At 45.0% G+C, this 13,989-nt stretch carries 14 protein-coding genes; 2 read left to right on the top strand and 12 right to left on the bottom strand.

The window, feature by feature from the left end; genetic code table 11:
- Positions 1–110 precede the first annotated feature (110 nt).
- Positions 111–536: a SufE family protein gene (locus tag CLV42_RS04440; protein WP_106600653.1), complete on the top strand. Its 426-nt coding sequence runs from the start codon at positions 111–113 to the stop codon at positions 534–536.
- 53 nt (positions 537–589) lie between these two features.
- Here the strand turns inward: CLV42_RS04440 and CLV42_RS04435 are convergent, their stop codons facing one another.
- The gene (locus CLV42_RS04435; protein WP_106600652.1) at positions 590–1,306 is read right to left on the bottom strand and encodes a 3-ketoacyl-ACP reductase; all 717 of its coding nucleotides are present in this window, start codon (positions 1,304–1,306) and stop codon (positions 590–592) included.
- A gap of 41 nt (positions 1,307–1,347) precedes the next feature.
- On the bottom strand, positions 1,348–3,879 hold the full coding sequence (locus CLV42_RS04430) for a phosphocholine-specific phospholipase C (RefSeq protein WP_106600730.1): 2,532 nt from the start codon (positions 3,877–3,879) through the stop codon (positions 1,348–1,350).
- Positions 3,880–4,011: 132 nt separating this feature from the next.
- Between CLV42_RS04430 and CLV42_RS04425 the strand changes: the two genes are divergently transcribed.
- A complete protein-coding gene (locus CLV42_RS04425) occupies positions 4,012–5,448 on the top strand; it encodes a cation:proton antiporter (protein WP_106600651.1) in 1,437 nt (478 codons plus the stop codon).
- 86 nt (positions 5,449–5,534) lie between these two features.
- Here CLV42_RS04425 and CLV42_RS04420 read toward each other — a convergent pair whose 3' ends face one another.
- The 10 genes from CLV42_RS04420 to ffh all read right to left on the bottom strand — a co-directional run bounded on the left by CLV42_RS04420 (position 5,535) and on the right by ffh (position 13,888).
- Positions 5,535–6,407: an SdpI family protein gene (locus tag CLV42_RS04420; protein ID WP_170117385.1), complete on the bottom strand. Its 873-nt coding sequence runs from the start codon at positions 6,405–6,407 to the stop codon at positions 5,535–5,537.
- A complete protein-coding gene (locus CLV42_RS04415) occupies positions 6,394–6,696 on the bottom strand; it encodes an autorepressor SdpR family transcription factor (RefSeq protein ID WP_106600649.1) in 303 nt (100 codons plus the stop codon). Before CLV42_RS04415 ends, CLV42_RS04420 begins: the two co-directional genes overlap by 14 nt.
- A 96-nt stretch (positions 6,697–6,792) precedes the next feature.
- Positions 6,793–8,121 carry a lytic transglycosylase domain-containing protein gene (locus tag CLV42_RS04410; protein WP_170117384.1) on the bottom strand — a complete coding sequence of 443 codons (1,329 nt, stop codon included), beginning with the start codon at positions 8,119–8,121 and terminating at the stop codon, positions 6,793–6,795.
- 13 nt (positions 8,122–8,134) lie between these two features.
- Positions 8,135–9,574 (bottom strand): Asp-tRNA(Asn)/Glu-tRNA(Gln) amidotransferase subunit GatA, encoded by a 1,440-nt coding sequence (gatA, locus tag CLV42_RS04405; RefSeq protein WP_106600729.1) that lies wholly within the window; start codon positions 9,572–9,574, stop codon positions 8,135–8,137.
- 198 nt (positions 9,575–9,772) lie between these two features.
- A complete protein-coding gene (locus tag CLV42_RS04400) occupies positions 9,773–10,009 on the bottom strand; it encodes a Sec-independent protein translocase subunit TatA/TatB (protein WP_089834277.1) in 237 nt (78 codons plus the stop codon).
- Positions 10,010–10,199: 190 nt separating this feature from the next.
- Complete coding sequence (gene rplS, locus CLV42_RS04395; protein ID WP_089834278.1) at positions 10,200–10,547, bottom strand: 50S ribosomal protein L19; 348 nt, start codon at positions 10,545–10,547, stop codon at positions 10,200–10,202.
- Between the two features lie 110 nt (positions 10,548–10,657).
- A complete protein-coding gene (gene trmD / locus CLV42_RS04390) occupies positions 10,658–11,329 on the bottom strand; it encodes a tRNA (guanosine(37)-N1)-methyltransferase TrmD (RefSeq protein WP_106600647.1) in 672 nt (223 codons plus the stop codon).
- Between the two features lie 56 nt (positions 11,330–11,385).
- Positions 11,386–11,907, bottom strand: a complete 522-nt coding sequence (gene rimM / locus CLV42_RS04385) for a ribosome maturation factor RimM (RefSeq protein ID WP_106600646.1) — start codon at positions 11,905–11,907, stop codon at positions 11,386–11,388.
- An 81-nt stretch (positions 11,908–11,988) separates the two neighbouring features.
- Positions 11,989–12,429 carry a 30S ribosomal protein S16 gene (gene rpsP, locus CLV42_RS34545; RefSeq protein WP_089834281.1) on the bottom strand — a complete coding sequence of 147 codons (441 nt, stop codon included), beginning with the start codon at positions 12,427–12,429 and terminating at the stop codon, positions 11,989–11,991.
- Positions 12,430–12,562: 133 nt separating this feature from the next.
- Entirely contained in the window at positions 12,563–13,888 is a 1,326-nt protein-coding gene (gene ffh, locus CLV42_RS04375) for a signal recognition particle protein (protein ID WP_106600645.1), read from the bottom strand.
- Positions 13,889–13,989 lie beyond the last annotated feature (101 nt).

Below are 13,989 nucleotides of genomic sequence, written 5' to 3'. Positions count from 1 at the left end.
AACTGACTTATAAGTTTACGCAGTGTCACCATAACAACATTTTCCGTTTTTGAGTCTTCATCCTCGGCATATATGCTTAATTTCATATTGTCACTTTAAAACGAGCGTCTATGTCAATAAATGAAGCACAGGATAAACTGATCGAGGATGTACTCCTTTTGGAAGATGAAGAAAGCCGCCAGCATTATATAGAGAATGTTGCCAAGTCACTACCGTTGATAGAAGATAAATATAAACACGATCATTATCGTGTTCAGGGTTGGATTTCCGATATGTGGGTACGAGCTGTCTATATCAAAGAAAAAGTATGGTTCACTGCCTGGTCCAGTGATAAGGATAGCAATGGCCTGCTGGCGATGTTCAGCAGGATATTATCTGGCAACCATCCCAAGGATATTGCTGACGCCGATATTTATTTCATGAATGAAATAGCTGGCCTCTTCCAACCATTTTTTTCTGTACAATGGCCATTGATATTGCGTAAGATGAAATCGCAGGCCGTTGCCTACCAGATACAGCTATTACAAGCTTTGTAAAAATAAAAGGTCCCGCATAGTGCGGGACCTTTACAACAATATGATAAGATTACTCACGGATTGGTAGACCATAAACCGGCCTCCTTAACAAATGTCCGCCTGTTCAGCTTCAACTGCATTACGATCAGCTCTGCGAAATCTTCAGGTTGCATCACCTTTTCAGGATTACCATCTGTCAGTTTCAGCTCTATCGCCATATCGGTTGCAATTGTACTGGGCGTTAATGTCGTTACCCTGATATTGGATTTACGTACTTCCTGCATCAACGATTCGGACATACCTATCAGTCCAAATTTAGATGCACTGTAGGCGCTTGTTACAGGTGCGCCTCTTTGTCCCGCAGTGGAAGATATATTCACGATGTCGCCGCTCTGGCGGGACAACATACCCGGCAATACCGCACGTATAACATAATAAGCACCAAACAGGTTCACCTTTATCACCTGCTCCCACTCTTCCGGTTCAAGTTCCAGGAACTTTGCAAACTTACCGATACCAGCATTGTTGATGAGGATATCGATGCTGCCAAGTGCGGTGCTCATTTGCGCTATTGCAGCTTCCACCGCTTTTCTGTCTGCTACGTCAGCAGCAGCATAAACCACCTTTACACCTGTTTCTTTTAACTCATCGGCAACCGCCTGCAGATCTTTTTCAGTGCGCGCCAGCAAAGCCAGGTTCACGCCTTCTGCTGCCAGTTGTTTTGCCACCGCTTTACCTATTCCCTTTCCTGCACCTGTTACCAGTGCGTTTTTACCTTTTATTGATTCCATGTTTACGTATTTGTGGTTTCGCCTGCAAAGGTAATATTCTGCTATAACTTCACTCTGCCCATCGCAGGATCGCTGAATGTGATTTTTCCGTTTTCCACGTGTCCGGCGTATCTTCTTTCAAAAGTCCTATTGCCAATGATACGCACACTGAAATCATACCAGCCAAAGCTCTTGCTGAGATCAAGCACTACGGAAGATTTAGCACCTGCCGCCAATGTCTTTTTATGATCCCCGCTTTTGTATGCGTGATCAATAATCTCTACAGTAAGCGGTGTCTTATGCTGATTGTTCAGCTGTAAAGAAACGTTACCTGTAAATGCTTTTCCCTTTCGTTCATATCCACATACCACATCCACCAGCGGATCATTATCGTCTCCCACGAATTCCCTGTAGAACCCATTAGGACCATATACCCGCAGGTGATACAAACCGTTTTCAAATGATGCCGAAGGCCAGCTGTCAGTCAGACTGTCTCCAGCCTTTACTGCATAAGCCCACGTTCTTACTGATTCAAAAGAGCTGTTATCTTTAGACAGATACTTACCCGGTGCATAAACATTAAATGGTACACCAGCAGACTGTTTACCAGCCAATTCAGTACTAGCGGTGAATTTTATTTCGAATGATTTTCTGTCCCTGCCAGGTTTTCCGTCTACGTACAACTCATATGGCAATGCGCATGCCGGACGGATACCTTCTTCCTGTCTTGCCATATAAGGCGCAGTAGTATCATGGTTGATAGCTGCGACTTCTGCTGCTGTCAGCTGTTTAAAGCCGGAGGGCACGTCTTTGAATTGCGCCTTGTGGATACTTTCTATGAAAGCATCTTTGTCGCCGAACGCTGGCAGAGGTATTTTTTCCCCATTGTAGGGACGGAATACGGAGGTAAGATCACCACATACAGTACGACGCCATTCGGTGATGTTAGATTCTACGATAGACTTACCTGTTTTATGGCTCAGGAAATGTTCCAGGAATTGTAATGTTGATGTATGGTCGAATACCTCTGAACAAGCCATGCCTCCACGGCTCCAGGGGGAAGCGATGATCAGTGGTACACGGTATCCCAGCCCAATAGGACTCTCTCTCACGTCCTCTTCTTGCATGCCTTTTTTCCTGAGTTCCTGTTCACGGGTTACATACTCTACACTTGTGTCTATACCTGTGGAGGCAAGTCCGGTACCAGGTCCATGTGGTGGTACAAAAGGAGGTACGTGATCAAAGTCTCCGTCATTCTCATCGTATGCCAATACAAAGATCGTTTTCTTCCATACCTCCGGATTTTGTGTCAGGATATCCATTACTTCCGCAACATACCATGCACCGTACCAGGGCGCTCCAGGATGATCAGAAAAATTCTCAGGCGCTACGATCCAGGATACAGCAGGCAGTTCTCCATTTTTCACATCCTCCCTGAACTGATAAAGCACGTCACCTTTGGGCACCTTCATAGTGCGTTCCGTGTCACCATCATGATACAGCAGGGTAGTCACCTGATGATAATCCGGATCTTTTTCGTTGGTGACAAATGCCTTTCTGTGTATGTTCTTTTCCCTTTGAGAAAGCAGATTAAACTTCTCAGGACGCCATTTAACTTCCTCCTCTTTCAGCCTGTCCAGCAGCGCCCGCTTTTCGTCCAGTTCCTTACTCAGCGCCGTAGTATTAACACCAGCTGAGATCTTGCCTTCTAGTGCTTTTATAGCATCCGTCAGTTGCGGGATGCTTCTTTGTAAATACTTGTAGTGTGCTATTGAGAACTGAGGTCTGTATTGTGAGAAGAATTCCAGTGGATTATCAGTGAAATTAGCCAGCCAGGCATCTTCGTCCCCATTGAAACCGACACCTACGCTCAATTCATTCTGATATACTTTCCAGCTGATACCATGCTCTTCCAGCCTTTCGGGAAAAGTGGTCCAGCTGGCAGGAGCAGGATAATCCACTTCTGAGTTACGCACGTTGGGCGCTGCATCCGGACTTTGCCTTTCACGGATTGTACCTGTCCAAAAGTATAGCCTGTTGGGAGTTGTACCGGTCAGAGAGGAACAAAAGTTCTGATCACATACAGTGAATGCATCTGCCAAGGCATAATAGAAAGGAATATCTTCCCTTGTGAAGTACCCCATTGTCAGGGGTAGGTCCTTATATTCTTTATTGCCGGATTGTTTTACATCCAGCCATTTATCATACTTTCCATCATTACGGGCATCTACCTGGTTTTCCCAGGAGTGCGGAAGAGAACTCATCCAGGTTACCTTGGAATCCTTAATATCCAGGCGGAAAGGAGCATACGTTTCTCCGGCAGCATTTGACTGCAACCATACAAGATTTTTGTTAGGCAGTGTAATAGCACGCGGATCATTAAAACCACGTATTCCTCTCAAAGTACCGAGCGCATGATCGAAGGATCTGTTTTCCTGCATCAGTAATACTACATGTTCCGCATCCAGATAGGTGCTTCCTGCTTCGGGATTAATAGCCAGTGCCCGTTGAATAGATGCAGGCAGTACACTTGCCAGTCCTGTACCACCTGATAATAAAGCGGCCTTTTTAATAAAGTCTCTCCTTGTATCCATAGTGTCAACAAGATACATAACCTCTGTGAAGCTGATACTATTCCGGGATAACTTTCAAAGTAATTTAATACTACATTAGTGTGATGTACACAGATATTATTATTATCTTTCGTTCAACCAACCGATATAATTATGAATAAGAGACTATTGCTTTACCCGCTGATTATCGGCTTTTTCGGATGTCTGATCTGGTTAATAATCAGACAAGGTAACCACCTGACAATAGATCCTACTTCACAAACAAATAAGGTGGCAGTTACCGCAACGCCAGCGTCAACGCAGGCAGCCTCAGAGGGTATATGGACATCACTTATACATAATGTACAACATCCTTTAGCATTACTGTTGTTGCAGATCATATTGATATTGGTGACAGCCAGATTGTTTGGTTGGCTGGCCAATAAGATCGGGCAGCCGTCTGTTGTTGGTGAAATAGTAGCAGGAATCTTTCTTGGGCCTTCTTTATTTGGCATGATCTGGCCCAGTGGAAGTGCATTCATTTTCCCTATAGAAGGCTTTAAAAATTTACAGTTCCTCAGTCAGATAGGTTTGGCTTTCTTCATGTTTGTAGTAGGCATGGAGCTGGATACACACAAAATGAAGAACAACGCCCATGATGCAGTGATGATCAGTCATGCCAGCATTATTTTCCCTTTCTTCCTGGGCGTATCACTGGCATACTATATTTATCCGCAGTTTTCACCGGCCAATGTAAACTTTCTGTCTTTCGCTTTATTTATGGGCATTGCCATGAGTATAACGGCTTTCCCTGTATTGGCGCGTATCGTACAGGAGAGAAAACTGAGTGGCACTCCACTTGGTTTACTGGCTATTACCTGCGCTGCTGCTGACGATGTGACTGCATGGTGTATTCTCGCGGTTGTAATCGCTATTGTAAAGGCAGCCAGTTTATGGAGCGCTGTCATCACGATGGTGATGGCACTTATGTTCCTCGGCGCAATGTTATATCTGCTGAAACCATGGCTGAATAAAAAGATCCTCAAACTACAGGCGGCCAATCGCCATAAATCAGTTGTAGCGGTAGCCTTTATAACATTGCTATTCTCTGCATGGGCAGCAGAAGTGATCGGTATCCATGCATTGTTCGGGGCTTTCCTCGCAGGCGTGATCATGCCTGCGGAAGCATCCGTGCAAAAGCTGATGACAGATAAACTGGAAGATGTAAGTGTATTGCTGTTACTGCCGATTTTCTTTGTCTTTACAGGCTTACGCACCCAGATCGGCCTGCTTGGACAGGGGCATCTATGGACAGTATTCGGCCTGATCATGCTTGTAGCTGTAGGCGGAAAACTGGGAGGTAGTATGTTGACAGCGAAACTCATGGGACAGTCGTGGACTGATTCACTGGGAATAGGTGCGCTGATGAATACCCGTGGACTGATGGAGCTGGTGGTGTTGAATATCGGCTATGACCTCGGCATTCTCTCGCCTGAGATCTTTGCTATGCTGGTATTGATGGCATTGGCTACCACATTTATGACCGGCCCCCTGCTCGATATAGTGAAGAAAATGGAAGAAAGCCGCTTACATGCCAGCCAGGCAGGATAATGCATTGTACTGATATAATAAAAAAGCCCCCTAAAAGTGTCTAACTTTTAGGGGGCAGGCCATATACTGACGGCTTTCTTATTATATCAATGTGTAACGATCTTATGATACAACCAGTAGGAATAACCGATGCTTACTACGCTAATCAATATTACCACAGCCGACAGTACGAAGCGAAGCATTCCTTCTGGGGCAAAAATACAAACGATAAACCCTGCAATGCCTGCAGCAAAACACCATACGCCCCCTACATGGTGAGTCTTTCTCCAGACTTCCTCATTGCGTAATGTCCAGGGCGTTCTGATGCCCATATACCAATTAGGACGGACATTATATAACAGGTTGCCGCATATGGCAATAAAAAGCAGCGTCAACTCGGGTATCAATCTTTCCGCATGAATGCCCTGAGAGGAAAGAATCACCATTAGCGGCCCGGCACTGGTCACTATATGCGTCCCCACCCAGATGATCTTATAATATTTCTCAGAGACTGGTTTGGGCATATTCCTGTTCACCCGAGAAAAGAGCAAATACAAAAAGGCATTGAGAATGACCAGCAGAAGAATCATGGAAACATTGGCAATATGCGCATCGGAGAAGTCTGGTAACTTATGACCAGCGGCAAGCAGCGAATATGTCGGCAACACAAGCATAAAAGCGATTATTACCAGTTTGAAGTAATACAGCCACTGATTCATACCGGCGCTCATTTCCGGGCGGAGGCCCTTCAGCATTACTGGCAAAGACATGGAAACATACACAACAATGGCGGCAACAGACAATCCTGCCATTAATCCCAATGGGGAAGCATATCTATCCGCGACCCATTTTCCACCATCCACTGTATAGTGCGAGGCGATCACGGCAGGCAGCTGCTCCCGGAGTAACAAGTATGTTACCCAGGGCATTAAAAACAACAGTACAAAAGGGATTTCTCTTTCAATATTATTGACCTTCATAACCCAGGTTTTTATTTTTAGCTTTTTCTGAAGCATTTGAAGAAAACTGCAATACCCATTTCAACAACTCATCTACCACGGTCGTGTTCAGGGAATAAGAAATAAATTGCCCCTGCTTTTCACTCACGATCAGTTCGGCCTGCCGGAGCAGATCCAGATGATGTGAAATAGTGGGTTTGGAAAAGTTGAAGTGATCGGCAATTTCACCGGCGGTTCTATCACCTTCTTTTAAGAGCTCCAGGATATCCCGTCTTGTCTTATCATTCAGGGCTTTAAAAACGGTATTCATAATTTATATATTTAGACAAATATCTAAATACAAAAGTAATGAAAAAGAAAAAAGCCTGATCAAATGACCAGGCTTTTTTCTTTCGAGGAATTATGTTTAACGAAGAGAGGTCTTCTTTAAAGTCGTCTTTTTAATTACTGGCTTCTTAGCAGTTGTTTTCTTCGCTACTGTTTTCTTCTTAGCGGTAGCTGCTTTAGTCTTACCCTTAGCTATTGATTTACCAGATTTGGTAGACTTAGCTTTGGAAGCAGTTACAGTCTTTTTAGCCTTAGCTTCAGCAGGAGCAGCTAACTTAGCTGGAGCTGGGAAGCGTGACTTGTCAAGAGTGGTTGCCTTATCATCCAGCATCATCTGCAAGGATTCTTTCAGGATATCTTCTTTCTCGGCCTGGAATTCCTTCATTTTGTCCTTAGGAATTCGGAGGTCGTAGCTGTTTTCCGGGCTTGCCATCATTTTAGCGAAATCCGGGTTCAGATGTTCCAGGTCTCCCAGTTCCATGTCCAGTTTCTTTGCAATAGCATCCAGGCGGTATTTGCCGGAGATATTGAATTCCACTGTATTGAACATTTCCTCTTCTGTCAGTTCGCTAGATACAGCAGCGCCTGGAGTTGGAGCAGCGTTTACTACAGTATTACCCATGTCATCGCCTACACCGAAGAAGTTATTGAACCTATCGAGGATATAACCGGTAGCGATGAATTTGTAAACGTGATTGCGGGATTCTGCGGGCAGAAAGTACTGCATGCCCCAGAAATCTGTGCGGCCGCTGGCGTTCATAGCGCGTTGTACGCCGCCGGGGCCACAATTGTAAGCAGCTACTACCAGTAACCAATCGCCGAACTGGTTGTACAGTTCGTTCAGGAACTTGGCAGCTGCTACAGTAGACTTGTAGAAGTCTTTTCTTTCGTCCACTTTTTTACCCACACTGAGACCGAAGATACGCGCGGTACCGGACATAAACTGCCAGGCTCCTACGGCTCCTACACGGGAGCGTGCATTGGTATTAAAGCTGGATTCGATTACGGCGAGATATTTCATTTCCTCAGGAATACCATGTTCCCTGAAGACTTTCTCCACCATTACAAAGTAAGGCTGGCCTCTGGATACCATTACCTGCAGATGTTGACTGTATCTGCTGGCAAAGTTATTGATATATCCAGCTACAATGTTGTTGTTGATCTGTTCATAGACCTTAGGGCTGCTGATGCTGGACGGAAGACTCTGGGCATTTTTGCGCACAGTCTGTGACGTTTCCGAAGGCACAATAACGGTGTCTTTAGGTAAACGTATCTTGTGGTTCAGTACCGTAGTATCCGGTCCTCCATAGGGAGTAACCATCTCTTTAGGTACACCATTGCCACCAATCGCTTCAAAAGTCCCTGCACCCAAAGTTGGCAACAGCAGTAGTAAAAAGATTTTCCTCATACACATATTTATTTTAAACAGGAGTAACCCTCCGTAATTGCATTACGTGTTCCGCAATGCTTAACAGGTTTGCTTCGCTAAATTGCTTTGTGATGATCTGTACACCATATGGCATTCCGTTTGAATGCCGCTGCAAAGGTACCGAAATTGCCGGTACCCCAGCCAGATTTGCCAGTACCGTGTAAATATCTGCCAGGTACATGGCTATTGGATCGTCCGCTTTTTCGCCTATTTTAAATGCCGTTGAAGGCACTGTTGGCATAATAATCGCATCATACTGGGATAAGATCTCTGATAATTTATCTACCACCAGTCTTCTAACCTGTTGTGCTTTAGTGAAGTAGGCATCGTAATACCCCGCACTAAGTACAAAAGTCCCTAGTAATATACGCCGTTTTACCTCTTTTCCAAAACCTTCAGACCTGCTTTTCTTATAAAAGTCGGCCAGTTCCAGGTTTTTAAGAGACGTCCTGTGTCCGTATTTCACTCCATCAAACCGGGAAAGGTTGGATGAAGCTTCTGCGGTTGTAAGCACATAATATGCTGGAACTACATAATCGAGATAAGCGAAATCTGCTGCTGTAACTGAATCCCCTGCTGACTCCAGTTCTTCGAAAAAGCTGATATATCCTTTCTTCATTTCCTCATCGAGGCCGGGGTGGAACAACGCGTCTTTTAAATACGCTATTTTCCAGGATTTATTGTGCAGGGTCTGATAATCAGGTACTTCCTCTTTAGATGCCGTGCTGTCATATCCGTCTGGTCCCGCGATCACCTGCAGAACCCTTGCCACATCTGCAATATTCCTGCCAAAAATGCCTATCTGATCAAAGGATGAGGCATAAGCGATCAGGCCATAGCGGGATATACGGCCATAAGTTGGCTTCAGTCCTACAATACCACAGAAATCAGCCGGTTGCCTTACGGACCCTCCGGTATCACTACCCAGGCTCACCATACAAAGATCTGCCTGTACTGCCACCGCCGAACCGCCAGATGACCCACCCGGTACACGGGTATTATCTAATGCGTTCAATACCGGGCCATATGCCGAATTCTCATTGGTAGATCCCATTGCGAATTCATCACAGTTGAGATTGCCAATGATAATAGCATCTTCCGCCAACAGCCTTTCTACAGCTGTAGCAGAATACAGGGAAGTGAATCCCTCCAGTATGCGAGAAGCAGCGCTTACTTTATGTCCTTTATAACAGATAACATCCTTAATGCCTATCACAATGCCCGCAAGCGCTCCCACAGGCTCCCCGTTCTTGATACGGGTATCCAGTGCATGCGCTTTTAACAGGGCTTCCTCTTCAAAAACTTCCAGAAAAGCATTCAGGTGTTTTGTCTGTTCAATCTGGTACAGATAATACCGTACCATCTCCGTACAGGTTGTTCTGCCGGCGTATAATGCTTCTTGAAAAGCCGATATACTGCTGAATTCAGACAAAGCCAAACCAGTTAATTTCTTATAAAATAATAGCTCAGGTCAAACTTGAAAGCCGGGAACCGGGTATGGTTCAGTTGGCATATTGGTATATAGCAGCTAATACAGTGATTGATGCAATCCCTTTCACAGGCACACTATCCCTATTCACGTTTGAATCAAAGAAACGAGAAATTCCAATTTCCTGCGGACAGGTATTAATTAGGCATTCTTGTGGTCAGTCGTAGCTGGCTGGTCTTTCATACCATCTTCGATCTCTTTACGCACATTGTTCTTTGCGTCGTTGAACTCACGGATACCTTTACCAAGGCCACGCATCAGTTCTGGAATTTTCTTACCACCAAACAACAGCAATACAACCAAAGCGATCAAAAGTAATTCTGTCATACCTAATTCCTGGAATAATAAAAGTGGTGATTTAACGATAACGGCAGTCATTTTCTCAGTTTTAAACGTTAAGCAAACAAAGATAGGTAAATATATTCGGGATTTAGGTATACCTGATATGACCTGCAAAGTTTTAATTCTATTTTAAGAGTTTCCCTCTACGTGGCATCCGGTTTCCATAGACATGAAAAAAACGGGAACCCAAACGGTCCCCGTTATCACTAATTTCCCTGTATTTATACTAAACCCTTTTCTCTTTGATACGGGCAGCCTTACCAGCACGTTCGCGCAGGTAGAACAGTTTAGCCCTTCTTACTTTACCAACCTTGTTCAGGATGATACCATCGATGTGAGGAGAGAACAGTGGGAATACCCTTTCTACACCAACACCATCGGAAATTTTTCTTACTGTAAAGGATACAGTTGCACCAGTACCCTGTACTTTCAAAACATCACCTTTGAAGGACTGGATTCTTTCCTTGTTACCTTCAACAATTTTATAGTTAACAGTGACGTTGTCACCGGCTTTAAACTTCGGGTATGATTTCTTACCTGTCAGTTGCTCGTGAACAAAAGAAATAGCGTTCATCTTTCAAATATTTATCGGACTGCAAAGGTAACTGAGAAATTCACAACTTCCAAATAACAGGCCCTTTTATTAAAGAATAATTTTTCAAACAGTTGACTACCAACCTTATTTTATAACAGATCCGGGCGACGTTCCTTTGTGCGCTCCAGCGCCTGGTCATGCCGCCAGTTGTCAATTTTCTTGTGATCCCCGCTTAACAGCACATCAGGTACCCGCCATCCCCTGAACTCTTCAGGTCGGGTATATACAGGAGGCGCCAGCAGGTTGTCCTGGAATGAATCCAATAAAGCAGATGTCTCATCGTTCAGTACACCGGGTATCAGCCTGCCAATGGCATCTACCAGTACCGCTGCTGCCAGCTCTCCGCCAGACAGCACATAATCTCCTATAGAGATCTCTTTTGTAACGAAGTGAACACGGATGCGCTCGTCGATGCCTTTATAGTGACCACATAACAGCAACAGATTCCCTTTCAGGGATAATTGATTCGCGATCCGCTGGTTCAGGGTTTCCCCGTCGGGCGTCAGGTAGATCACCTCATCGTATTTTACCTTCGCCTGCAGACTCTCAATGGCATTTACCACCGGCTCCAGCATCATTACCATACCTGCCCCTCCTCCAAACTGGTAGTCATCTACCTGGTTATGCTTGAGCGTGGAATAATCCCGCAGATTATGTGTATGTACTTCCAGGAGACCTTTTGTCTGTGCCCGCTTCAGTATCGAATGTGAAAAGGGACTTTCCAGCAAACCCGGTTGTACTGTAATGATATCAATTCTCATATTTAATGACTCAACCGACCCGTTTTACAGGCCATAGTGAACAATAAATGCCTTTCTTATTCCAGATAGATATCCAGGAGGCCCTCCGGAAGATCCACATGCACAACCTGGTGTTTTTTGTCCACTTTCACAAGCGATTGCTCGTTGAGTGGTAACAGCATCTCTTTCTCCCGGAACATCACCTTTACGAGCACCTGCATCGGCATTTCTATTACTTCTTCGATCACTCCCAGCTCTCCCTGCTGTTTGTCATGCACTGTATATCCAAGCATGGACAAAGGCGAAGAAGAGGCTGCCTGTTTTTTAAAGTCGTCTTCTCCGAGATAAACAGGCACCTGTATCAACTTTCGGGCAGCTTCTTTCGTGTCTATTCCCTCCAGCTTGACAAACACATGTTCATGATCCTTCACGCTGGTCTTCTGAACGAAGTAAGGAATAAAGCTGTTCTTGCGTTCTTCCAGGAACAATGCTTCCACTCCGGGCAGGGATGTCTTTTTCCCCAGGCTATGCTTGAGGATGAATTCTCCCTGTAATCCAAATACCGATACCAGTTTCCCTATGCTGAAGTAATTATTCATATGTGATTACCCTTCCGGCTATGAAAAAGGGAAATATTTGCGTACAAATATTTCCCTTTCAATATGATTCAAAAGCTTAGATTATGCTTCACCACCTTCTGGCTGAGCAGGACTATCCTCTACTCTTCTTACGATAGGAGTTGCAACTCTAGCTTTTTTGTGACTGTCACGACGGGCAGCAACTTTCTGCTCGTGTTCAGCCTGCCATTGTTCGAATTTCTGGAAAGCGGTAGGCTCATCGAACAGACCCAGTTTCACACCTCTCAACAGGTGTTTCAGGTAAAGAACACCTTTGAATGACAGGATTCTTCTTACGGTGTCTGTAGGTTGTGCACCTTTCTGCAACCAACGCAGTGCCTTTTCTGTATCAATGTTGATAGAGGCAGGAACAGTCAGCGGATTGTAAGTACCGATCTTCTGGATGAATTTACCATCTCTAGGCGCGCGAGCATCGGCAACTACGATAAAATAAAAAGGTCTCTTCTTAGCGCCATGACGTTGTAGTCTGATTTTTACTGGCATAAATAATTCGAGTTATTTTTTTGCGAGTTATGAAAAAAAATATTTCTTTGGGGCAGCAAAGGTAATTTTTAAACCCGACAGTTCAAAATATTTTCTGTTAAAAGTCTACAAATTGCAAACCCTTAACTAAATTTTATCTGCCAAAGGCTTTCATTCCTTTACCACCGGCTCCAAACTTGTTCATCATCTTCATCATCTGTCGCATCTGGTCAAACTGCTTCATAAACTGGTTCACATCCTGGATATTTTTTCCGGCGCCTTTCGCAATACGCTTACGGCGGCTGCCATCGATAATATCTGGATTATTCCGCTCATACGGCGTCATGGAACCAATCATAGCTTCAATGCCCTTAAATGCGTCGTCACTGATGTCAATATCTTTTATAGCCTTTCCGACCCCTGGAATCATTCCCATCAGGTCCTTCAAGTTACCCATTTTTTTGATCTGCTGCAGCTGTTCGCGGAAATCTTCGAAGTCGAACTGGTTCTGACGGATCTTCTTCTCCAGTTTCTTCGCCTGCTCTTCGTCGAACTGCGCCTGGGCACGCTCTACCAGGGTGGTGATATCTCCCATCCCCAGGATACGCTGTGCCATACGCTCAGGATAGAATACATCCAACGTGTCCAGCTTTTCGCCCATGCTCACGAACTTGATGGGCTTCTCTACTGTGTACTTGATAGTGAGGGCCGCACCACCACGGGTATCACCGTCCAGTTTGGTCAGTACAACCCCGCTGAAGTCCAGGCGATCATTGAACGCTTTGGCTGTATTCACCGCATCCTGCCCCGTCATGGAGTCTACCACGAACAGGATCTCGTTCGGTTTCACGGCAGCCTTTACATTAGCTACCTCAGTCATCATCACCTCATCAACAGCCAGACGGCCGGCAGTATCGATGATGATAATGTTGTTCCCCTGCTGCTTCGCATGCTGGACCGCATTCTGTGCGATCTTTACCGCATCCTTGTTCTCAGGTTCACTATATACCTCCACCCCTATCTGCTCACCCAGCACTTTCAGCTGATCGATAGCCGCCGGACGGTAAATGTCAGCCGCTACCAGCAGAGGTTTCTTAGCTTTCTTTGTTTTGAGGAAGTTAGCCAGTTTACCGGAAAAAGTTGTTTTACCGGAACCCTGTAAGCCTGCGATCAATATCACGGTAGGATTTGCCTTCGTATCCAGCTCGGCTTCGGTACCACCCATCAGCTCAGCCAGTTCATCCTTCACGATCTTCACCATCAGCTGTCCGGGAGAAATGGCGGTAATTACCTTTTCACCCAGGGCTTTTTCCCTTACACGGTCTGTAAAGTCCTTTGCAATTTTATAGTTAACATCAGCATCTACCAGCGCACGGCGTATTTCTTTCACTGTAGAAGCTACGTTGATCTCACTGATACGGCCTTCGCCTTTCAGTTGTTTAAACGCCGAGTCGAGCCGCTCTGATAATGATTCAAACATTTTTGTCCTGTTTAATTTTTTGCTGTTCTGCTATCCGTCCTCTGCGGACTTATAGCTTCAGGGGCTGCAAAAATAATATAAAGTATCTTCTAAACCACCAG

It is taken from the genome of Chitinophaga ginsengisoli (assembly GCF_003014595.1).
Classification (GTDB): domain Bacteria; phylum Bacteroidota; class Bacteroidia; order Chitinophagales; family Chitinophagaceae; genus Chitinophaga; species Chitinophaga ginsengisoli.
The sequence above is the reverse complement of the archived record's forward strand: the minus strand, read 5'-3'. Positions and strand labels throughout refer to the sequence as shown.